Raw genomic sequence first — 20,978 nt, 5'->3', positions numbered from 1 at the left:
AGCAGCCCCTTTGGCTACTCTACTATTTTAGTCTTTTTTGGGGTTTTGTGCAAGCGTTAACATATGTTTTTTTGCTGGCACAAGGCTGGGCCCTTTGGGGTTTGGGATATTTCTAGTATTGGGTGCTCGCGGAACTAGCTTCGAGTGTTGCTAAGCCCTGCTTAGCCAATAACCTCACATCTTCGATATGAGGTCAGGCTGTCCCGGAAGTCTAAGTGCTAAAGCGCTAAGACCCTCGGGCAGTCTCGCTTACGCGAGCCGTCGCATGGCAAAGCAACACTACTTGCGGATTTCCGCTCCGCGGATTATGGGAAAGCGGAGCTTTCTCATAATCCTACTACTAGAAAATCCCCTTGGCTTAGAGCTTCGCTCCCGGCTTTCCCCGGATGGCTTCGCCAAAGATAAAGCTTCTTAAGCTTTAAGCTTTTCCCCAAGCTTTTCAAGCATGTCTTTGGTCATGGCGTCTAAGTCGTACTTTGGATTGAAGCCCCATTCTTCTTTGGCTGCTGTGGCGTCGATTGAGTTTGGCCAGCTGTCGGCGATGCCTTGGCGGATAGGGTCGACATCGTAGTCCATGGTGAAGTCTGGCATAAATTTCTTGATAGACGCTGCAATTTCTTCTGGCTCAAAGCTCATGGCTGTGATGTTGAAGGCATTGCGGTTGATGAGCTTATCAGCTGGGGCGTTGAGGAGGTCAACGATGGCATCAATGGCATCAGGCATGTACATCATGTCCATCTTGGTGCCTTGACCGATGAAGCTTGAGTAGTGGCCGTTCTTGATAGCTTCGTAATAGATGTCTACGGCATAGTCGGTCGTACCACCACCAGGCAGGGTCTTGTATGAAATCAGGCCTGGGAAGCGGACACCACGGGTGTCAACCCCAAATTTGCTGTGGTAGTAGTCGGCGAGGAGTTCCATCGAAACCTTAGTCACGCCGTACATGGTGTTAGGGCGTTGAATGGTTACCTGTGGTGTATCATCCATTGGTGTGCTTGGGCCGAAAGCTGCGATACTGGATGGTGAAAAGTGTTGCAGACCCAGCTCACGGGCAGTTTCCAAGGCATTGACCAGGCCACCCATGTTAAGGTTCCAGGCCATCTGTGGCTTAGCTTCAGCGACGGCTGAAAGGAGTGACGCCAGGTGGATGATGGTATCGACGCCGTTATCTTTGGCGATGGCCATCATCCGATCACGGTCCATGACGTCGAGAATTTCAAAGTGGCCGTCAGTCACGACAGGATTGCCTTCGAGTTCACGGACGTCGCTGGCGATGACATTATCGACACCCAGATCACGGCGGAGGCGTTCTGTCAGTTCTGAGCCGATTTGTCCAAGTGCACCAGTGATGAGTACTTTTTTCATGTGTTCTTCTCCCTTATCTTTATTTTCTTAAATTGCAATATTGTATGAAACAACTTAAATCAATCCAATTTCCTTGCCGACCTTGGCAAAGACAGCGACCGCATCGTCGAGCATTTTCTTCGTATGAGCTGCTGTAGGCATGGCCCGTACACGACCGGTTCCCAGAGGGACAGTAGGAAAGACGATAGGCTTCACGTAGACCCCATTTTCAATGAGTTTTTTAGAAAACTCTTGAGTCTTGCTTTCATCGCCCAGAATCACTGGTGTGATTGGTGTTTCAGAGACACCCGTATCAAAGCCAGCTTTCTTGAGCTCTTCTTTGAAGTATTTGGCATTGTCCCAGAGTGTATCGACATATTCTGGATGATCGTGCATGAGGACAAAGGCTTCCTTGGCCGCCGCTGCTGCACCTGGCGTGAGCGAGGTAGAAAAGAGGAAGGGACGGCCTTGAGACTTGAGCCAGTCAATCAGGAGCTTAGAGCCGGCCACATAGCCACCTACGGCACCGATGGCCTTAGACAGAGTCCCGATTTGGAAATCAATCTTGTCTTGGAGGCCGAAATGCTTGACCGTTCCAGCACCGCCACCCATGACACCTGAGCCGTGGGCATCATCGACATAGGTAATCAGGTCGTATTTTTCAGCAATCTCAACAATTTCAGGCAATTTAGCTACGTCGCCGTCCATTGAGAAGACACCATCCGTGATATACATCAGCTTATTGTATTCGCCTGAGGCCTTGGCTTCTTTGGCCTTAGCTTCAAGGTCAGCCATGTCCTGGTGTTTTACCCGGATAATTTTCGCCCCAGAAAGCCGGCAACCATCGATGATAGAAGCGTGATTGAGCTCATCAGAGAGAATGGCATCGCCTTTTTTCATGACCGCTGAGATGGCTCCCATATTACAGTTAAAGCCAGACTGGAAGGCGATAGCCGCCTCAGTCCCCTTAAATTCAGCGATGGTTTTTTCAAGGTCAATGTGGATGTCGAGCGTTCCGTTGATGGTCCGGACGGCACCTGCACCGGCTCCGTACTTGTTGCTTGCGTCGATGGTCGCCTTGATCAACTCAGGACGGGTCGCAAAGCCCAGATAGTTATTTGAAGCCAGGTTGATGAGCTCCTTGCCCTCGACTGTGATCATTGGGCCATTGGCTGAATCAAGCACATCGATGGTGTTGAGCAGGCCCTTGCTTTTCAGCTCGCCCAGGCCTTGTTCCAGGAAGTCTGTTAAAACTTTTGAAGTCATTGATAAACCTTCTTTCTTTTTTAACATCGGGAAATAGAAAATGTAACCGATTACATGAATCATTCTAACATTTTTCACAAAGTCAGGCAAGAATTCACAAGCCAGAATTTGATTTTTTATTGAAACTAAATGCAAGCGTAATCTTTCTAGTGAAGTGAATAATTGTCAAAATATTAAAAAACAGGGCCAGCAAAGGTCCTGTTTTATTATTTTAGAAGGCTTGAACAACCACTTCTTCACAAACTTTTTCTTCTGCATCATTAGCAATCAAGAAATGGTCAACCACTGACTCGATACGAGAGAGGTCAACGTTACCACCAGAGACGATAGCGACAGTCTTCTTACCCTTGACGTATTCGTCTACCTTGCCGGCAAGAATGGCTGCAGTCGCAAGGGCTCCAGCACCTTCAACAACGATTTTTGTCCGTTGCATCAGGTCTTTGATGGCCAGCTCGATTTCGTCTTCAGTCACGAGGACCATGTTGTCAACGATTTGGTTGACCACTTCAAAGGTCAAATCGCCTGGGTAGGCCACGTGACAGCCATCAGCGATAGTTGGAGCTTCGTCATGATGAACCTTCTTGCGCTCCTTAAATGAAGCGGTCATGCCGTGGCAGTTTTCAGCCTGCACACCGATCACATTGATGTGTGGGTTGAAAGATTTAAGGGCAACAGCCAGACCTGAAATCAGGCCACCACCTCCAACTGGACAGAGGACAGTGTCAACATCCCAGAGTTGGTCAAGGATTTCAAGACCGATAGTTCCTTGGCCTGCCATGACTTCCTTGTCATCATAAGGTGGCACGTAGGTCAGGTTGTTGTCTTTGGCATACTGTTCGCAGAAGGCCTTAGAATCATCAAATTGGTCGCCTTCAAGCATGACTTCTGCACCGTAGCCCTTGGTTGCTTCAACCTTGGCTTTTGGAGCACCCTTCGGCATCACGATGATGCTCTTGATACCCAGCAATTTTGAGGTCAAGGCCACACCCTGAGCGTGGTTACCCGCTGAACATGCAATCACGCCACGGTCTTTTTCTTCTTGAGAAAGTTGGGCAATTTTATTAAAGGCCCCACGGAACTTGAAAGAACCAGTCAACTGCATGTTTTCAAGCTTCAAGTATACTTCGCCACCGGTCTTGGCAGTCATGAACATGGACTGGAGGAGTGGTGTGTGACGAGCAAATTGGTTTACGGTGTTTTGGGCTTTTTTGATATCTGTAATGGTTACAGGTAGGTTTTCTAAATTTGTCATGATTTTTCTTCCTTAAATTTTGACTAGATTTAATTAAAGTTCAGTGTATTCAACGTCGATAGATTCCGCAAGGGCTTTAGAAACGACTTTACCTTTGTAAACGCTAAGTCCTGAGTGGAGTTCTTCGTCCTTCAAGGCTTCATCAAGACCCTTAACTGAGATGTCTTTGAGGAATGAGATATTGCCCTGAGCCAGTGCGATAGTGGCAGTACGTGGTGTTGCACCTGGCATGTTTGGCACAGCGTAGTGAATGATGCCGTGCTTGATGAAGACTGGGTCAGCGTGGTTGGTGGCGTGGTCGATGGTTTCAACTGTACCACCCTGGTCGATGGCGATATCGACAATCACTGAACCTGGTTTCATAGATTCCACCATGTATTCTTTGACGAGTTTTGGTGGCTTAGCCCCAGGAATCAAGATGGTAGAAATGAAGACGTCAGCGATTTTAATGTTTTCTTCAAGGGCTTCCGTCGTAGACTTAACGATTTCTACATTCTTGCCGGCATAACGTTCTTTAAGCTGTGCAATCCGGGCATCGCCAAGTTCGATGATGATGACCTTACAGCCGATGGCAACCGCCATATCAGCCGCATTTTCAGCAGCATTACCACCACCGAAGATGACAACAGTACCTGCTTCGATACCAGGAATACCGGGAAGGAGGATGCCTTCGCCTTCATGTTGTTTTTCAAGATAGTATTGACCGATGTTAACGGCACGACGACCAGCAATGGCTGACATTGGCTTCAAGAGCTCAAGGACGCCATTGATAGAGATGTTTTCTCCAGAGATAGCTGTCACGCCCACTTCCATCATCTTTTCAACACAGGCCTTGTTGGCTGCCAAATGAAGGAAGCCCCAGATGATTTGACCTGGCTTGAAGTACTTGTATTCAGACTCCATTGGCTCTTTGACCTTGACGATGAGCTCAGCCTCCCAAGCAGTCTCAGTGTCCACGATTTTGGCACCTGCTGCTTCGTAGAGGTCGTTTGTAAAGCCACATCCTGCACCTGCATTGCTGTCAACGAGGACTTCGTTGCCTGCTTCAACGAGGATCTTCGCATTTTCAGGGGTCATGCCGACACGAGCTTCACCTTGTTTAGGGTCTTTGATTACACCAATTTTCATTTTGGTCTCCTTTGGAATTTTTACATTATTTGATAGGCAGGTCCAGATTTATGAATCCGCCTTCACAAATTTAATGATAGCACTTTCACAAACTTTTGACAAGGCTTCATTGGCGATGACATCTATTTTTAACAGGATTTTATTCCGAGCTTCCCTATTCTTTATCTTCCGTAAAAGGATAGGAAATTCGCCCGAAAAACTAAACTGTCTGCTCTTACTCAGAAATATTTTTTCCTTCTAGAGGCTTTGTTAACGGTTTCACTAATGTTAATGTATGAAATAAGCCTTTTGTGCGTTCTGAAAACAAAACGAATTTTCTCCTTCTGAAGATAGAGAAAAACTGCCCAAAAGGCAGTCTTCAACTGATGTTTTCCTTATTTTTTGATGGGCTCCCATCTTTAGAACGAATGACAATCAGATGGCCTTCGGCAAAACTGAAGCTTACTTCGTCATCTTTGAACTCATTGCTCGCATAAATATGGCTAAAGCCCTGGCCGGCCTCAAGCTCATACTTGGCTCCCTGAATGGCCAGGCTCTTCTGAATACCAACCTCAACAAAGCCCAGGTACCTATAGGATGGGTCATTCTTGATTTGGTGGCTTCCTGCAGGAAAATAAGTCAGCTCATTTTGCGGGTCAAGCAGTGTCACCTGCCTGCAATGTTCTTTGAACTCTTCAGAAATAGGCATAAAAACATTGGTCAAAAGATGGTCAGCCCGACCACCCATGCCACCAATAATCGTAACCTGGGCTTTCGGGTCTTGCTCAAAGGCCAGCCTCAAGCCGACTTCTGTGTCCGTGTCGTTCTTTTCAGCCGCTAGCTCAACAAAGCTCTTGGCATGGACCTTGACCAGGCACTTCTCCTTCTCAGTAATCGAGTCAAAATCGCCCACAGCAAGGTCTAAAGGGAGTTTTTGCTCGGTCAGCCAGAGACTGCCCCGGTCGACACCGATGATAAAGTCAAAGGCCTCATCAGGCAAAAATGAGGGCAGACCAGCCACCACAAGAATTTTCATCGTTCATCTCCATTTCCAGAAATCACATTGCGTTCTAGCCGGCTCTCCAGCTTGTCAATATTGCCCTTAGCAATCTCTTCCAGCGACAGGCCCAGGTAGCGGGCTGTCGTCGCAAGATACCAGAGGACATCGCCCAGCTCTTTAGCAAGAGCCTCCTTGTCTTCAGCCTTGATACGGCCTTCCTGGTCACGAATTAGCTTCTTGACCTTGTCAGCCACTTCGCCCGCCTCACCTGGCAGACCTAGGACCTTATCGATAAAGGCTAGATCGACCTGTTCTATATCCGTAATTGGGCCGTTAACGTCAAACTTTATAATTTTTTCTTGGTAGTCGTTGAGATTCATGATTTTATTATAGCAGATTGGGGATTGAAAAAAGTGACTAAAGCCACTTCTTTACATTCTTTCTAAGCTCCGGAATAACTTCTACCTCAAACCAAGCATTCTTAGCTAGCCAAATATTATTTCTTGGCGAAGGATGCGGCAAAGGCAACATTCTTGGTAGAAAATCTTGATAATTTCTTATCACTTGGGTCGAAGGCATGGTCTTTGGAATGTCCAGATAATAGTGCTGAGCATAGTTTCCTATCAGGAGCGTAAACTTTATCTCTGGCATGAGTTCCAAGAGCTCTGGGTGCCATTTTTCTGCAAAGCCTTTTCTGGGTGGCAGATCCCCCGATTTTCCTTTACCTGGAAAGTAAAAGTCCATGGGGAGAATCGCAAATTGCTCCGGCTTATAGAAGTCTTCTTCAGTCACACCGAGCCAATCTCTAAGACGATCCCCAGACTTATCTTTCCAATAAATGCCTGCATCTTGGGTCTTTTGACCTGGTGCTTGGCCAATGATCAGGATTTTTGCCTTGGGATGGACAGCATAAAGCGGGTCAATGCCCGCTTTGCTATAGTTTTGGTTCATCTCATCAGCTTTAATCGCTTCAAAGATGTCTTTTAATTTATCTTTCATTTTCAACAACAGTATCTCCGCCACGGAAGAATACGAGATAAAGGACAATTGCGCAAAGGATTGTGAAAGCTGTCAAGACGAGGAAACTTGTCTTGAGGTTGCCAATACCAGCAACAACGAATGGATAGATGAATCCACCAAGTCCACCAATGGCACCGACAAATCCTGTTACAGCACCTGTATTTTTCTTAGAGACATATGGCACCATCTTGAAGACAACACCATTACCAATCCCTGCGAAGACAGCAAGGACGAAAATCCCTGTCATGAGGATAGCAAAGCTATGGCTGCCTGCTGCAAGAATCAGTGTAGAGATGAGAACACCGCCAAAGACAAGCATCAAGAGCTTCTTAGGAAGAATCTTATCGGCCAGCATACCGCCCACTGGACGCAATAAAGTAGCAACTGCTGAAAATCCAGCTGCCCAGAAACCAGCAACGACCAAGACCTTGGCAGGTGAGTCTGCAATGACAAAGTGGTTGACATTCCCTTTACCAATCAAGGTTGGAATCAAGTTACCAAAGGCCATGAATGATCCAAAAGTCAACATGTAGAAAAGTGAGAGATACCAGGTATCTTTTTCCTTGGCTACTGAGAGGGCTTGACCGATAGTCTTATTCTTATCCGTTGGCATTTCTTTGGTCAAGACGGCAAAGAGGATGATAAAGATGACCATGAGGATGACCAGGAAGGTATAGGCCTTGCTGATGTCTTTGTTGGCACCGATGATCGTAGGCAAGATGAGGGCTGACACGGCGTTACCGATATTACCCATGCCGGCGATACCAAGGACAAGACCTTGCTTTTCTGCAGGGAACCAGACAGAAACGTATGAGATGGCAACGGCAAATGAAGTCCCTGCCATACCGAGCAAGAGGGCCACCCAGAGCATGACGCTGTAACTGTGGACATGAGGGATGATCAAGAGGGGAATCAGTGTAAAGACCATGAGGGCCAGATAGACCTTCTTCCCACCTAGGCGGTCTGAGAGAATTCCCATCGGAATGCGGGCGATAGAGCCAAGCAAGACAGGAACAGCAACTAGCATTTTTTGAGCTGCAGAACCTGCTTCAAAGCCGAGCTTGGGGGCAAAGGCTGTGGCTAGTGGTGCGATGCTGGACCAAGCCATGAATGAGACAAGCATGGCGAGCGTTCCCATGATTAGGGCCATGGTCGCCGCATACTTTTTATTTTTTACATTTTCCATTGTTTTTAGTTTTGTTTTCCTTTTCTAATGACTGTCTGGCCAAAAAGTCAGCCAAGCAGCATAATATTTTTAAGGCATCAAACCTGTTCTTAAACTTGTAATGCCTGATTCGAGGTAGGCTTTGAGACAAGTGAGCATAAAGGTCCAACCTGCTTTCCCCCCCATCAGACTATCGAGAATATCTTCATACTCAAAGCTGAGAATTTCCGAAAGATTAGGGTCTGTCAGCAAACCTTCAAAATCCTTAAAACCTTGTTCTTTGACTTCTACCAAACTTTGAGCAGGACCAAGTGCTTTAATAGCAATAGTCACCACTCGACTGTCTGAACTTGGTCCCCATTCAAAGATGATTCGACTGTTTTCTTTGAGGTCAAGGACGCGAAGGTCAACTTTACCTTCAAATTCTTCGTAGCTGAGCTGAATTTCTTTATCCACTTCCCAAGTCGCTGAAGCATTTGAAAACCAGAAGTTTCCGATGCGGTCAGGATTGATAAAAGACTGATAGACTGCTTCAGTTGGCGCTTTAATCAGCATTCTTGTTTGAATTTCAATCATGTTTTACTTTCTAATGGCTTGAAGCACCCGTCGTCGCATCAGCTGTAGGTGCTGCATGGCCTCCACCATGTCCGCCAGCATCTGACGCACCGGTCGTCGCATCGGCTGCGCCAGCATTCCCACCAACCAAACGTTGACCTGTTTCTTTCAAGTACCAGTCAAGCCAAGGTTTGAAGTTAAAGACAATTTCATTGATCCCAGCAAAATTACCATTGGGATAATACATGGCTTGGTAATTGTGAACGTTAATCAAGCTTTCTGGTGTCCCAGGAATAACGGTACGAACGTATTCTTGATTGTTATTGCGGAGGCTGCCAATCACCCATTCTACATTTTTCATACGCGCTGCTTGTAATGAACCGTGAACTGTACTCAAACGGTTACCGACTTGCTCGGGAACACGTTGCGCCAACATCGTAGAAGCTTCTTGCGCCTGATTATTATAATAGAGGAATTGGTTATTATCATCTGAATAAGTCAACTCAAATGGCATGGCTTGGAGGAACATGTTGAGTTGGTCAACGGTCAAGAGGCCATTATCCAATTTGACATAGCTATCGCCAGAGACTGCACCGACCTGTGCAGCCGCTTTTTCCAACCATTCTGGATCATCTGGGTCAATCCCAGAAATCGTTGTTTTAATCGGATGATTGCAGTCGAGATCTTCAGAAGCGATTGGTTTAGGTACTTTCAATGGTGTGACCACCTCAATGTATTTAATAAAATTGTCAAGACAGCTTTCCAAGAATTGTACTGTGCCTTGATTGGTGATATTGCCTTCATTATCAAAGGCTTCTTTAGCTTTACCGAGGAGGAATTCATTGCCTGGCAAAACATAAGCATTCACACCTGGGGCATCAAGAATTTGACGCAGTTGGAGCTGGGCACGAGACGAGCCTTGGTCATAGTATGAGGCACCGATAATCATAACAGGCTTATTTTCAAAAGGATGAAGGTTGAAAGAAAGCCATTCAAGCGTGCTTTTCAAAGCAGCTGTGATGGTATGATTATGCTCAGGTGTGGCAATGATAACCCCGTCTGCACGTTCGATTTTATTGTTAATATAAGTCAAAGCAAAGTTGTCTTTATGCAGTTCTGCTTCGTCTTGATTAAACATTGGTACATCTTTAATTTCTAAAAGTTCAAGTTCAAATTTGAGTTTGAATTGCTTTTGGATGTACTGCAAAAGCATGCGATTATAGGATTGCTCAGCATTTGAGCCAACAAGTGCAACTAATTTCATATCTCAGCTCCTCTCTTAAAGTGTTTCCCAGTCAAAGTCTTCCGCTTCTTTTTGCAAAAGAGCTTGGGCATGACTCAATTTTTCATTCATTTTGACAAAAAGGCGGAAGTCAGTGAACAAGGCTTCAAGCTTTTGAGTAAGCTCAATATCATTGAGATTCCCCTCACTATCAAAAGCCTGGAGGGAGTGACTGAGCAAGAATTCAGAGCCTGGCATCACACTGGCCTTGAGCTCTGGTGCATCCAGAATCTGGCGGAGCTGCTGCTGGGCACGTGATGAACCTAGCGTACCATAGGAAGCTCCTGTAATCATTACCGGCTTATTCAAGAATGGATAGATACCATAGGATAGCCAAGCAAGAGCATTCATGAGGCTTGCTGGAATCGCGTGATCATACTCAGGCGTTGCGATAATCACACCGTCGGCTGCATCAATCTTAACCGCCATCTCAGTAACCACTTCTGGTAACTTCTTTTCTGCCGGTTTGTTAAACATCGGCAAATCTTTGATTTCGATCAATTCGATCTCAGCATCTTTTTCAAAGTGCTTTTGAATGAATTGAAGGAGCTTGCGATTTGTAGAGTTGGCATTATTAGTACCAACGAGACCAATCAATTTCATTGATTCTCCTCTTTTCTATTCAGGCAGGGCCTGGAATTTATTTTTCATGCCGTCAGACAGCAAGATTTTCTGATTTTTTAAAACGATAATTCCTTCGATGTCGGGAACAGCATTAATGGTTGACATGGCCGTCCAGAGGTCCAGACCAAAAAGTCGGCTGCTCCAGATTTCACAGGCCAGTGAAGAACTGGCTTGGATGGTCAGGCTGGCCATCTCTGTCTCGATGGGCTGGCCTGTCTTCCGGTCAAAGATATGATGATAGCACTGACCGTCCAGCTCAAACTGGCGTTCGTAGATGCCAGAGGTGACGAGCGAAGCATTCTGGATAGGGATGAGGCCCATGTGTTGGCCTCTTTTTGAGCCGGGCGCTTGCAGGCCAATCCACCAGAGGCCATCTGGCTGCTTAGAATTATCGCCGTAGACAAGGACATTGCCCCCCAGATTGATTAAGGCGGACTGGACCGGCCTCGTCTTCAGCCAGGCCATGAGCAAGTCAGCAATATAACCTTTGGCCAGGGCACCCAGATCGATTTTCATGCCAGATCTCGCCAGAAAAACCGACTGTTCAGCATCGTTGAGCTGGATTTGCTCTGGATCCGTCAGCTTTAAGGCCTGCTCAATTTCCTGCTCAGAAGGCTTTCTGGCATCATCAAAACCAATCCGCCAGCTTTGAACGACTGGGCCCAGGGCGATGTCGAGATTACTCGGCTCAGCTAAGCTCTCCTCTTTACCCTTTTTGATGAGTTCATAAAGTTCTCCTTGCACACTGACGGCGTTCAATCCCGCTGCCTGGTTAATCGCTGAGAGCTCAGAATCCGCATCATTAGCAGAAAAGCGATGATTATAAAGCTTGAGTCGCTCGATGGCTTCATCGAGAAGGGCTTCTAGCAGCCCTTCTTCTGCTTCAAAAAGCAGGTCGATGGTCGTGCCCATCATTTGGACTTGTCTTGAGGCTTGTTTCATCTTTAAGCCTCGGCTAGCCAGGCCTTGAGCCAGGCTTTTCTTAAAGCTTCTGTGGACAGGTCAATCTTATCCGTGAAATCCGCTTCATTATAAATGCTCGCAATATAATCTGCTGGCTTAAATTTGTCAAGACTTTCTGAGTCATCTTCCGGTCGGACCAGTAAGAGCTTAGGGAGTGCCTCATGGTTGAAGCTCTCTGTGAAGACGATGTCTGTATCTGGATCCACGAAGTCGCGGATTTCTTCTTCTAAGCGCTTGGGCTTTCTGACTTCATGCCAGAAAAAGCCAGAATCATTAGACAGGGCCACCTGCTGGCAACCAGCCTCGGAAAAACGGGCGGTGTCCGTCCCTTCGACATCCATTGCAACGCAGTGGTGGCTGTGCTTAAAGGTCGCCACTTTAAGATCGAGCTCGCGGGCAGCCTTGATAAAATCAATGGTGGTCGTCGTCTTTCCAGATTTCTTTCGTCCAGCGATTTGTAAAATTTTCATGATTTCTTTCTTATGTTAAAATAAAGCTATGACAATAGGAATTTTACTAGCTGGAGGAAAATCCTCCCGCTTTAAGCAAGGCGACAAGGCCTTATTTTTTGATGAAAGACTCGGTCAAAGCTGGCTTGAGATCGCTTTTGACAAGCTCAAGCAAGTCTCTGATGAGGTCTTTATCTCAGCATCAGCCACAAACTATGAAAAAATCAAGCAGGACTTAGCCGGTGGCCATATCCAACTTGATCATTCCGATTTCTCTGGTGAAGGGCCACTCTCGGCACTTTACAGTGTGGCTAAGCACTTTCCTCAAGGACAAGCTCAAGACTATTTGATCCTGTCTGTTGATAACCCCGAAATCTCCATAAATTCCCTAAGAAGCTTGATGCGTCAGCCTAATCAATATGCTGAAAATCATTTCACCATCGCATATCTCCGTTTTTCAGCTGACGATATTGAAAGCTATCTTCAAACAGGTCAACGCCGAGTGATTGGATTTTTAAATCAGTTAGCTGCTTCGGCCATCCAACTTCCAGATGAGGAATTAGTGAATCATAATGAAGCCTGAAAGAGTAATTTATCTTAATAAAGTGAATGTGTCTCTTCCTCGAACAATTATAATACTTCTGAACGCTTCATAACATCTGCAGCAAAGACTTTATAAGCTTCTAAAGTCTTTCTATATGCTCCAGCTGCACCACCATTATATTGAATATCGTTCTCACTTATGTATTCAGTTTTTTCTTCTTTATATTTCTTATATGTTTCAGGAACTAGCCACATCGGACATTTTAAGCCTTGTGCGACTGATGGGAAAGTGTTATGAGTATACATTACACTATCTTCACCTATAGGTGTTTTTAGAGCATCATCTCCAATATTAGCTATGTTATTTGGTTGAATATTTTCCTTGATAATCTCAGGGATTAAGTTGACATACCTGTAATGGGCAGAAGCTAAGTTATATTTGTTTGGATTTTTTGTAGGTGAATATTTTTTTGCATTATAGATGGTAAATCCTATAAATTGAACAAAGTGTTCTGGAAATTTAGCTACCTTATTCTCTCCAATAAGTTTTTTAATCGTATCAAACTGCTTCTGCCACTCAATGAACTTCCAATATTCTTTATTCCATACAGACTAAACATGTCTGGAAGTGTTGGAACAAAAAATCCATCTACTGTTGAAATAATTGTTTTATTCATGACTCCCAAACTTGATGAAGTATCCACAATAACATAATCACAATTATACTTATCACCGTACTCTTGACATAGTGTCCTAAAAGCGGTTATAGTCCTTATACTCAGTGGATCCCCTTCATATAGTCGATTCCAACGGTCTGAAATTGTTGCTTCAAACTGATATAGAGATAATCTTCCGGGCAAAATCCACAAATTTTCTCTTAATTCTTTTGCAGGTGGAAGATTATCAATATCATTTTGTCCATCTTGTACAGGTTTTAGTAGGAAATGAACAGATCGTGGTGATTCCAATATTTCATCACCGAAATTTGCTCGTGCACTTGAAAAATCCTCCATATAAGGCTCTTCCTTTGCCCAAATATCTTCCAGTTCTTCCTCAAACATTGAGTTAATCGTCAAATTGCACTGAGGATCCAGATCAACAAAAAGAACTCGTTTTCCTAGCTCTGCCAGAGCACATCCCAAATGGTAACTTAGAGTCGATTTACCAACACCACCTTTGTTATTAAAGAGTGAAATAATTTTCATTTAAACCTCCTATCTGATTGTGGAACTTATTTTGACGATACATTCCTTTTCGTCTTTTCCTTAATTCCAATTTTGCTGAAATATTTTCTAAAAATTTTTTCCAGGATAACGACGATAAACCACAAAACGACGTGTCAGATACTGCATTGGCACATAAAGGGCATGGACGAGACGGGTGTAAGGGAAGAAGCCAAACATCGCAAAGCCACAGATGATGTGCAGTTTATAAAACAATGGAATATTTGCCATCAATTCATATTGAGGATGAAGGACGAAGAGTGTCCGTCCCCAGATAGAAATCGTTGTACGGTAGTCAAATCCTGGTGTCATTGGACCCGCCCAGAAAGAACTGAGCATGCCAAGGACAATCGTAATGGTCAAGGCAATAATAACGATATTGTCATTGATTGATGAGGTCGCAAAGACGCGTGGATTGCTAAAGCGACGGTAAGCCAAGGTAATCACACCGATAAGCAACATGACACCGAAGACACCACCAAAGCCGAGAGCAAGCACTTTGTGGTAGATTTCATTGCTGATGCCAATCGCTTGTGTCCAAGACTCCGGAATGAAAATCCCGATAATGTGTCCACCAAGGACACCGAGCAGACCAAGGTGAAAGAGGATTGAACCCCAAATCAGCGTTTTCTTCTCCATCAATTCACTTGATTTCGCTGTAACAGAACCCGGCTTTCTCATGCGCCAGATGGTTCCAAAGACAAAGGAGAGCATCATTGCATATGGGAAAACAACCCAAAGTAAGAAACTTCCAAAATTAGCCATTTACTTCTTTCCTTTCGTTAATGAGGGCATAGCGTAAGGTATTTCTAATCACTGAGATCAGACGAATATATGGCTCGTCTTGGATCTCTTTCGCAGCTTGAAGGATCTCGTAAGTACCATCTTCCAAAACGTCAAAGAGGAGCTGCAAATCCTCTAAACGTTCATCACCAGCCCATTCGCCCATGCCGAGAAACTCAAGCATGCTTGGCAAATAGTCTGTCAGTTCAGCCGCATCAAGGCTGACCCCAAACATCTCATAAAGCATTTTCAACTTAGCAAGCACGCCACCACGTTCACGACTATCATCAAAACGATAATAAGTCGTATACAAGGTAATCCGCTTGTTGAGCTCGAAAATCCCTGTGTATTCTTCTTTGAGCACCATCAAATTCTTGCCTTGCAAGGCCTCAAGGATGGCGATGACTTCTGCTTTTTCCTCAGTCTCTGGGAAGAGTCCTTTGACTTCAGCCAGAAAGTCTGATGTCAAAAGCTCTTCCTCAGGGAAGTCCATCATTTGAGCCAAAATAAGATAAGCATTTCTCAGCTCTTCAAGTTTTTGAGCACTAATCACGCCATATGCCTCCGTAGAAGCTTTCCGCATAGATGTCTGCACCCTTAGTGCCATTTTGGGCTTTTTGAATCATAGAAGCGTGCATATCTGCAAGTGAGCAACCGTTACATGCTTCATAACCAACAGCACCTTGAGCTTTATCAGGAGCTTCCATGTAGTCTTCACGGTGAGCTTTAGGAATCACGAAACGATCTTCATATTTAGCGATGGCAAGGAGACGGTAAAGGCTACGTGCTGTGTCTGCATCAAGTCCAACTTCTGCAAGTTTAGACTCGTCAAAGGCCTTACCAGAAGTTTGAGCACGCATGAATAAACGCATCATGGCAAGCTTGTAAAGGGCTTGTTTGACAGGTTCGACATTACCAGCTGTCAAGATAGAAGCCAAGTAATCCACTGGAATACGCATTTCATCAATGCCTGGGAAAATCATTTCAGGATTTTGAAGTGTGTTTTTACCTTCGAAATAGCTCATGATTGGGCTAAGTGGTGGGCAGTACCATACCATTGGCATCGTACGGTATTCTGGGTGAAGTGGGAAAGCGATTTTTTCTTCGATGACCATCTTGTAAATCGGAGAATTTTGAGCCCCTTCAAGCATTTCTTCAGAAATCCCTTCTGCACGCGCTGCAGCAATGACTTCTGGATCGTATGGATCGAGGAAAACTTCAAGTTGACGTTCGTAGAGGAGCTTTTCATCAGGTTCGCTCGCTGCTTCTGCCACACGGTCTGCATCATAAAGCATCACACCGATGTAACGGATACGACCAACACAGGTTTCAGAACATACGGTTGGCAAACCTTCTTCGATACGTGGGTAGCAGAAAGTACATTTTTCAGCCTTGTTGGTTGACCAGTTGAAGTAAACTTTTTTGTAAGGGCAACTTGACATACAGAAACGCCAACCTTTACATTGGTCTTGATTGACGAGGACAATCCCGTCTTCATCACGTTTGTACATGGCGCCACTTGGACAAGCTGACACACAGGCTGGGTTCAAACAGTGTTCGCAAAGACGTGGCAAGTACATCATGAAGGCTGTTTCAAAGTTTGCCTTAATGTCTGACTCGATTTTTGCAATATTGGGGTCGTTAGCGATAGAAGCTTCACCACCTGCAAGGTCGTCATCCCAGTTTGGTCCCCATTGGAGATCCATTGTTTTCCCTGTGATTTGTGATTTTGCACGAGCAACTGGTTGGTGCTTTTGTGCTTTACCAAAAAGATTTTGGTAATCATAAGTCCAAGGTTCGTAGTAGTCATCGATTGTTGGCATATCGTTGTTGTAGAAAATTTTGAGGCTGGCTGCTTTTTCTACTTTACCACCAGATTTGAGGGTCAATTTACCATGTTTGTCGAGTTTCCAACCACCTTTGTATTGTTCCTGGTCTTCCCAACGTTTTGGATAGCCGACACCCGGTTTGGTTTCGACGTTATTGAACCACATATATTCTGCTCCTGGGCGATTGGTCCAAGTGTTTTTACATGTTACTGAACATGTATGACAGCCGATACACTTGTCGAGGTTGAGGACCATCCCGATTTGAGCTTTAACTTTCATATTTTTCCTTTCATACGTACTGCGTACGGCTTTGGCCCTTCGGGCTTGGGGATATTTCTAATAATGGAGTGCTCGGGAAGCTAGCTGCGACTATTTCTAAGTCTGATTTAGTCTCCCTGCGGGAGCCGTCATCAGCCTAAGAAATAGTACTTGCGGATCTCCCCTGTGCAGAAGACTAAGCAGCAAAGCTGCTTGTCTTCCCATTATTAGAAAATCCCCTTTTTAGGGCTTCGCCCTCGCCTGCGGCGAATCGCTTCGCGTTATTAGAATAAGGACTTCGCCTTTCCGCCTTTGAAAGGCGGACCGCTTCGCGGGTTTGGCTTAGCCAAACGGCCGAAGGCCAATCCCAGAGGGATTTTCTAGTAGTGGGATTACCGACAGCTCTGCTGTCGTGTAATCCGCGGAGCGGAAATCCGCAAGTAGTGTTGCTTTGCCTTGCGACGGCTCGCGTAAGCGAGACTGCCCGAGGGTCTTAGTGCTTTAGCACTTAGACTTCCGGGACAGCCTGACCTCATATCGAAGATGTGAGGTTGTTGGCTAAGCAGGGCTTAGCAACACTCGAAGCTAATTCCGCGAGCACCCATTACTAGAAACATCCCAAGAGCAGAGTGCTGCCCGCTCAAGGGTAATTAATTTTCGTCTGACCAGTCTACTTTTTTGAGTTTTCTGACGTTGACGTAGAGATCACGTTGGTTTCCGATAGGGCCGTAATAGTTGAAACCGTATGAGAGTTGGGCATATCCACCGACCATTTGGGTTGGTTTGATGTGGATTTGCGTTGGTGCGTTGTGTGAACCGCCTCGGTTTCCTGTGATCGTAGAAAGCGGTTCTTGGATTGTCATATCTTGTGCGTGATAAGCATACATTGTGCCTTCTGGCATTCTGTGTGAAACGACAGCACGCGCAGTCATGACCCCATTACGGTTGTAGAGTTCGAGCCAGTCATTATCTTTGATCCCAGCCTTCTTCGCATCAACATCAGAAATCCAAACATTTGGTCCACCACGGAAAAGAGTGAGCATCATGAGATTGTCCTGATACATGGTGTGGATATTCCACTTACCGTGTGGCGTCATGTAACGGAGCGTAATTTCTGAGCCATCTGCTTCGATATCTTGGTCTTTTGGACCCATGACTTGTGGAGGCAATGTTGGCTTATAAGTCGTCAAGGCTTCACCATACTCTTGGAAGATTTCATGGTCAATATAGAACTGTTGACGTCCTGTCAAAGTACGGAAGGGTACAAGACGACGAATCTGCAAGGTAAAGCTAGAATAACGTTCGCCGTCAGTATTTGCTGATGTTCCAATCGGTGTTGGAATAGATTCCATTGGTTGAGCCGTGATATTCTTGAAGTTCATATGCACAGAACCATAGTCCTGACCAATGTCTTTCAATGGCACACCGTGTTCTTCTTCAGCTGCCGCCCAAGCCTTGTTATTAACTTTACCGTTGGTGGTGGATGACAAGGTAAGAATGGCATCTGCAACTTTCTTGGCATCATCAAGTTTTGGCAAGCCATCTTTTGTCGTACCGAGCGTTGCTTTAAGTTCTTCATACTGATCAGCAATCGAATAAGTCAAACCAATCGCACCCACTTTACCATTTTCCATGAGTGGGCCTAAGGCATTGTATTGGTCATAAACTTTAGTATAATCACGTTTCACGAGCTTAAAGTTAGGCATGGTTTGACCTGGAATAGCTTCGATTTCACCTTTCTTCCAGTCCTTCACTTGCCCCATTGGTTGAGCAATTTCCCCAATCGTATCGTGAGCAATCGGACTCGCATGCAAGTCATAAACAGGCTCTGTGAATTCTTTTTCAGCCAAAGCTTGGAATTTCTTAGCAAGCTCGCGGAAAATATTCCAGTCTGTCTTAGACTCCCAAAGTGGACTCACCGCAGCGTTAAATGGATGAATAAAGGGATGCATGTCTGTTGAAGACAAGTCTTCTTTTTCATACCAAGTTGCTGCTGGCAAGACGATATCAGAGTACATTGGTGTGGCAACCATACGGAAATCCAAGTCAACGACAAGATCGAGTTTCCCTTGGACTTCTTCCTCGTGCCATTCCATTGTTTCAGGGCGGAAGTTGTCATTTGTCTTGGCAAGGAGACCATTTTCAGCTCCGAGCAAGTGTTTCATGAAATATTCTTGACCCTTACCAGAACTTGAGAAGAGGTTACTCCGCCATACAAAGAGACCTTTAGGTTGGTTTTCTTTCTTGTCTGGGTCTTCAGCAGCAAATTTTAGGCTGCCTGCTTTCAATTCTTCAACGAGTTTAGAAACGACTTCTTTTTCATCTGTCGTGCCGTATTGTTTGACGAAGTCCAAACTGTTGCGGTCAAACTGCGGATAGCTTGGCTGCCAGCCAAGGCGAATCGCCATTTGGTTATAGTCAGCAGGGTGTTTATAGGAATTGCTTGAAGCTGTGTACAATGGTGATTTCAGGGCTTCATTATCCAGCTCATCATATTTCCATTGGTCACTTGCAAAGTAGAAGAATGAGGTTCCTTGTTGTTGACGGGCACCGCCAGTCCAGTCTTTTGCGAAAGCAATCGTTCCCCAGCCTTCAGCAGGACGGAGTTTTTCTTGACCCACATAGTGAGCCCAACCACCACCAGAGACACCTTCACAACCTGTGAGCAGGAGCATGTTGATGATAGAACGGTAAATCATGTCTGAGTTAAACCAGTGGTTGATACCGGCACCCATGATAACCATTGATTTTCCTTCTGTTTCAAGGGCATTTTGTGCAAATTCTTCTGCGATTTGGATAATCAAGCTTTGCTTAACACCCGTAATCGCTTCTTGCCAAGCTGGCGTGAAGGCTGATGTCGCATCATCATAGCCTTTTGCAGCGAGTTCATCATTGCCTGTACGGTCAATCCCGTATTGAGACATCATCAGGTCAAAGACAGTCGTTACACGCTGTTCTGTACCGTCTGCGAACTGGATTGTTCTTGAAGGAACATTACGCGTGAGGATTGATGCGCCTTTTTCATCGAAGTAAGGGAAGTCAATCTTGACCATATTGTCCAGACCGATAGAAAGCTGTGGCTTGATGCCGTCAAGCTTCAAGTTCCAGTCTTGACCGTGTTCCCAACGTTGACCGATGGTTCCGTTTGGCGCTTTGATTTGTCCGTCGACTTCGTCAATCAGGACAGGCTTCCATTCTGCGTGTTCGTCAGCTTGACCGAGGTCTGACAGGCGAACGAAACGACCAGATTGGAAATGACCGCCATTTTTATTGTCCAAAGTAATCAAGAAAGGCAAGTCAGTATATTGTTTTACATAATTTGTAAAGTATTCAGTGCTTTGATTTTGGTAATATTCTTGAAGAATGACATGCGTCATTGCTTGTGCAAGGGCTGCGTCTGTACCAGGTTTTGGTGCCAACCAGTTATCTGCAAATTTAACATTTTCAGCATAGTCAGGGCTGACCGCAACAACTTTTGTTCCCTTGTAACGGGCTTCAGTCATAAAGTGAGCATCTGGTGTACGTGTCAATGGCACGTTTGAACCCCACATCATGATGTATTGTGAGTTATACCAGTCACCTGCTTCAGGAACGTCCGTCTGCTCACCCCAGATTTGAGGGCTAGCAGGGGGAAGATCAGCATACCAGTCATAGAAACTGAGCAATTCCCCACCGAGCAGTGAAAGGAATCGTGCGCCAGAAGCATAAGAAATCATAGACATGGCTGGAATTGGAGAAAATCCTGCAATCCGGTCTGGACCATATTTCTTAATAGTATAGGTCAGCATCGCCGAAATCATTTCCAGTGCATCGTCCCATTTCACACGGACAAGCCCACCACGACCACGCGCAGCCTTGTATTCTGCTGCTTTTGCTGGATCTTCTACGATAGATGCCCAGGCTTTAACAAGATCGTCATTGTTGGCTTTTCGTGCTTCTTCCCAAAGTCCCCAAAGGACGCCACGAATGTAAGGGTACTTAATACGAAGCGGACTGTACTCATACCATGAGAATGAGGCACCACGCGGACAACCACGCGGCTCATAGTCAGGCATATTAGGGCCACAGGTCGGATAATCTGTCGCTTGGTGTTCCCAAGTAATCAGTCCTTCCTTGACATAAACGTTCCAGGAACATGAACCCGTACAGTTGACACCGTGCGTGGTACGGACGACCTTGTCATGTGACCAGCGACGCCGGTAGATATTCTCCCAGCGGCGGTTGTTTTCTTCAAGCTGGCTAAATGAGCCATTGAACTTTTCGACTTTTGAGAAAAATTTAGGGGTTCTCATAGGATTCTCCATACCTTTTCGAT

20 protein-coding genes are annotated in these 20,978 nt (G+C 45.4%); 1 reads left to right on the top strand and 19 read right to left on the bottom strand.

What is annotated here, in order from left to right; translation table 11 throughout:
* Positions 1–411 precede the first annotated feature (411 nt).
* From NtB2_RS04285 to mobB, 13 genes are all read right to left on the bottom strand, one after another.
* Complete coding sequence (locus NtB2_RS04285; protein ID WP_109245713.1) at positions 412–1,365, bottom strand: L-threonine 3-dehydrogenase; 954 nt, start codon at positions 1,363–1,365, stop codon at positions 412–414.
* A 54-nt stretch (positions 1,366–1,419) separates the two neighbouring features.
* Positions 1,420–2,610, bottom strand: coding sequence for a glycine C-acetyltransferase (locus NtB2_RS04280; protein ID WP_109245712.1), 1,191 nt, complete (start codon positions 2,608–2,610; stop codon positions 1,420–1,422).
* 211 nt (positions 2,611–2,821) lie between these two features.
* Positions 2,822–3,862, bottom strand: coding sequence for a bifunctional threonine ammonia-lyase/L-serine ammonia-lyase TdcB (gene tdcB / locus NtB2_RS04275; RefSeq protein WP_109245711.1), 1,041 nt, complete (start codon positions 3,860–3,862; stop codon positions 2,822–2,824).
* Between the two features lie 33 nt (positions 3,863–3,895).
* Entirely contained in the window at positions 3,896–4,990 is a 1,095-nt protein-coding gene (locus tag NtB2_RS04270; protein WP_109245710.1) for an alanine dehydrogenase, read from the bottom strand.
* A 358-nt stretch (positions 4,991–5,348) separates the two neighbouring features.
* A complete protein-coding gene (locus NtB2_RS04265; protein ID WP_109245709.1) occupies positions 5,349–6,005 on the bottom strand; it encodes a thiamine diphosphokinase in 657 nt (218 codons plus the stop codon).
* Positions 6,002–6,349 (bottom strand): nucleoside triphosphate pyrophosphohydrolase family protein, encoded by a 348-nt coding sequence (locus NtB2_RS04260; RefSeq protein WP_109245708.1) that lies wholly within the window; start codon positions 6,347–6,349, stop codon positions 6,002–6,004. Before NtB2_RS04260 ends, NtB2_RS04265 begins: the two co-directional genes overlap by 4 nt.
* 37 nt (positions 6,350–6,386) lie before the next feature.
* Positions 6,387–6,968, bottom strand: a complete 582-nt coding sequence (locus NtB2_RS04255; protein WP_109245707.1) for a uracil-DNA glycosylase family protein — start codon at positions 6,966–6,968, stop codon at positions 6,387–6,389.
* A complete protein-coding gene (locus tag NtB2_RS04250; protein ID WP_109245706.1) occupies positions 6,958–8,175 on the bottom strand; it encodes a nitrate/nitrite transporter in 1,218 nt (405 codons plus the stop codon). The genes NtB2_RS04255 and NtB2_RS04250 overlap by 11 nt, the downstream gene beginning before the upstream one ends.
* 69 nt (positions 8,176–8,244) lie before the next feature.
* The gene (locus NtB2_RS04245) at positions 8,245–8,730 is read right to left on the bottom strand and encodes an SRPBCC domain-containing protein (protein ID WP_109245705.1); all 486 of its coding nucleotides are present in this window, start codon (positions 8,728–8,730) and stop codon (positions 8,245–8,247) included.
* Positions 8,731–8,740: 10 nt separating this feature from the next.
* Positions 8,741–9,973: an NAD(P)H-dependent oxidoreductase gene (locus tag NtB2_RS04240; RefSeq protein WP_109245704.1), complete on the bottom strand. Its 1,233-nt coding sequence runs from the start codon at positions 9,971–9,973 to the stop codon at positions 8,741–8,743.
* 15 nt (positions 9,974–9,988) lie between these two features.
* On the bottom strand, positions 9,989–10,594 hold the full coding sequence (locus NtB2_RS04235; RefSeq protein ID WP_109245703.1) for an NADPH-dependent FMN reductase: 606 nt from the start codon (positions 10,592–10,594) through the stop codon (positions 9,989–9,991).
* A gap of 15 nt (positions 10,595–10,609) precedes the next feature.
* On the bottom strand, positions 10,610–11,557 hold the full coding sequence (locus NtB2_RS04230) for an FAD:protein FMN transferase (protein WP_109245702.1): 948 nt from the start codon (positions 11,555–11,557) through the stop codon (positions 10,610–10,612).
* A gap of 2 nt (positions 11,558–11,559) precedes the next feature.
* Positions 11,560–12,048: a molybdopterin-guanine dinucleotide biosynthesis protein B gene (mobB, locus tag NtB2_RS04225; protein WP_109245701.1), complete on the bottom strand. Its 489-nt coding sequence runs from the start codon at positions 12,046–12,048 to the stop codon at positions 11,560–11,562.
* A gap of 28 nt (positions 12,049–12,076) precedes the next feature.
* Between mobB and NtB2_RS04220 the strand changes: the two genes are divergently transcribed.
* Complete coding sequence (locus NtB2_RS04220) at positions 12,077–12,610, top strand: NTP transferase domain-containing protein (protein WP_109245700.1); 534 nt, start codon at positions 12,077–12,079, stop codon at positions 12,608–12,610.
* Positions 12,611–12,657: 47 nt separating this feature from the next.
* On the opposite strand, the gene NtB2_RS08530 is transcribed toward NtB2_RS04220, so the two are convergent.
* The 6 genes from NtB2_RS08530 to NtB2_RS04195 all read right to left on the bottom strand — a co-directional run bounded on the left by NtB2_RS08530 (position 12,658) and on the right by NtB2_RS04195 (position 20,955).
* Positions 12,658–12,876, bottom strand: coding sequence for a hypothetical protein (locus NtB2_RS08530; RefSeq protein ID WP_125194953.1), 219 nt, complete (start codon positions 12,874–12,876; stop codon positions 12,658–12,660).
* A 218-nt stretch (positions 12,877–13,094) separates the two neighbouring features.
* Entirely contained in the window at positions 13,095–13,775 is a 681-nt protein-coding gene (locus NtB2_RS08525) for a ParA family protein (RefSeq protein WP_125194951.1), read from the bottom strand.
* 87 nt (positions 13,776–13,862) lie between these two features.
* Positions 13,863–14,558 carry a respiratory nitrate reductase subunit gamma gene (gene narI / locus NtB2_RS04210; protein ID WP_109245699.1) on the bottom strand — a complete coding sequence of 232 codons (696 nt, stop codon included), beginning with the start codon at positions 14,556–14,558 and terminating at the stop codon, positions 13,863–13,865.
* A complete protein-coding gene (narJ, locus tag NtB2_RS04205; RefSeq protein WP_109245698.1) occupies positions 14,551–15,129 on the bottom strand; it encodes a nitrate reductase molybdenum cofactor assembly chaperone in 579 nt (192 codons plus the stop codon). Before narJ ends, narI begins: the two co-directional genes overlap by 8 nt.
* Positions 15,122–16,684, bottom strand: a complete 1,563-nt coding sequence (narH, locus tag NtB2_RS04200; RefSeq protein ID WP_109245697.1) for a nitrate reductase subunit beta — start codon at positions 16,682–16,684, stop codon at positions 15,122–15,124. Before narH ends, narJ begins: the two co-directional genes overlap by 8 nt.
* Positions 16,685–17,313: 629 nt before the next feature.
* On the bottom strand, positions 17,314–20,955 hold the full coding sequence (locus tag NtB2_RS04195) for a nitrate reductase subunit alpha (protein ID WP_109245696.1): 3,642 nt from the start codon (positions 20,953–20,955) through the stop codon (positions 17,314–17,316).
* Between the last annotated feature and the right edge of the window lie 23 nt (positions 20,956–20,978).

It is taken from the genome of Lactococcus termiticola (assembly GCF_003116835.1).
GTDB classification, from domain to species: domain Bacteria; phylum Bacillota; class Bacilli; order Lactobacillales; family Streptococcaceae; genus Lactococcus; species Lactococcus termiticola.
Note: the sequence above shows the minus strand (reverse complement) of the source record. Positions and strands in the feature narration are given on the sequence as shown.

What these genes read in the sequence shown, in the direction of transcription:
- NtB2_RS08525 (WP_125194951.1), bottom strand. Translation starts at nt 13,775, where the DNA reads ATGAAAATTATTTCACTCTTTAATAACAAAGGTGGTGTTGGTAAATCG.
- NtB2_RS04230 (WP_109245702.1), bottom strand. Translation starts at nt 11,557, where the DNA reads ATGAAACAAGCCTCAAGACAAGTCCAAATGATGGGCACGACCATCGAC.
- NtB2_RS04285 (WP_109245713.1), bottom strand. Translation starts at nt 1,365, where the DNA reads ATGAAAAAAGTACTCATCACTGGTGCACTTGGACAAATCGGCTCAGAA.
- NtB2_RS04250 (WP_109245706.1), bottom strand. Translation starts at nt 8,175, where the DNA reads ATGGAAAATGTAAAAAATAAAAAGTATGCGGCGACCATGGCCCTAATC.
- NtB2_RS04245 (WP_109245705.1), bottom strand. Translation starts at nt 8,730, where the DNA reads ATGATTGAAATTCAAACAAGAATGCTGATTAAAGCGCCAACTGAAGCA.
- NtB2_RS04195 (WP_109245696.1), bottom strand. Translation starts at nt 20,955, where the DNA reads ATGAGAACCCCTAAATTTTTCTCAAAAGTCGAAAAGTTCAATGGCTCA.
- narI (WP_109245699.1), bottom strand. Translation starts at nt 14,558, where the DNA reads ATGGCTAATTTTGGAAGTTTCTTACTTTGGGTTGTTTTCCCATATGCA.
- tdcB (WP_109245711.1), bottom strand. Translation starts at nt 3,862, where the DNA reads ATGACAAATTTAGAAAACCTACCTGTAACCATTACAGATATCAAAAAA.
- NtB2_RS04280 (WP_109245712.1), bottom strand. Translation starts at nt 2,610, where the DNA reads ATGACTTCAAAAGTTTTAACAGACTTCCTGGAACAAGGCCTGGGCGAG.
- NtB2_RS04265 (WP_109245709.1), bottom strand. Translation starts at nt 6,005, where the DNA reads ATGAAAATTCTTGTGGTGGCTGGTCTGCCCTCATTTTTGCCTGATGAG.
- NtB2_RS04255 (WP_109245707.1), bottom strand. Translation starts at nt 6,968, where the DNA reads ATGAAAGATAAATTAAAAGACATCTTTGAAGCGATTAAAGCTGATGAG.
- mobB (WP_109245701.1), bottom strand. Translation starts at nt 12,048, where the DNA reads ATGAAAATTTTACAAATCGCTGGACGAAAGAAATCTGGAAAGACGACG.
- NtB2_RS04220 (WP_109245700.1), top strand. Translation starts at nt 12,077, where the DNA reads ATGACAATAGGAATTTTACTAGCTGGAGGAAAATCCTCCCGCTTTAAG.
- NtB2_RS04235 (WP_109245703.1), bottom strand. Translation starts at nt 10,594, where the DNA reads ATGAAATTGATTGGTCTCGTTGGTACTAATAATGCCAACTCTACAAAT.
- NtB2_RS04260 (WP_109245708.1), bottom strand. Translation starts at nt 6,349, where the DNA reads ATGAATCTCAACGACTACCAAGAAAAAATTATAAAGTTTGACGTTAAC.
- narH (WP_109245697.1), bottom strand. Translation starts at nt 16,684, where the DNA reads ATGAAAGTTAAAGCTCAAATCGGGATGGTCCTCAACCTCGACAAGTGT.
- NtB2_RS04240 (WP_109245704.1), bottom strand. Translation starts at nt 9,973, where the DNA reads ATGAAATTAGTTGCACTTGTTGGCTCAAATGCTGAGCAATCCTATAAT.
- NtB2_RS08530 (WP_125194953.1), bottom strand. Translation starts at nt 12,876, where the DNA reads ATGTATACTCATAACACTTTCCCATCAGTCGCACAAGGCTTAAAATGT.
- NtB2_RS04270 (WP_109245710.1), bottom strand. Translation starts at nt 4,990, where the DNA reads ATGAAAATTGGTGTAATCAAAGACCCTAAACAAGGTGAAGCTCGTGTC.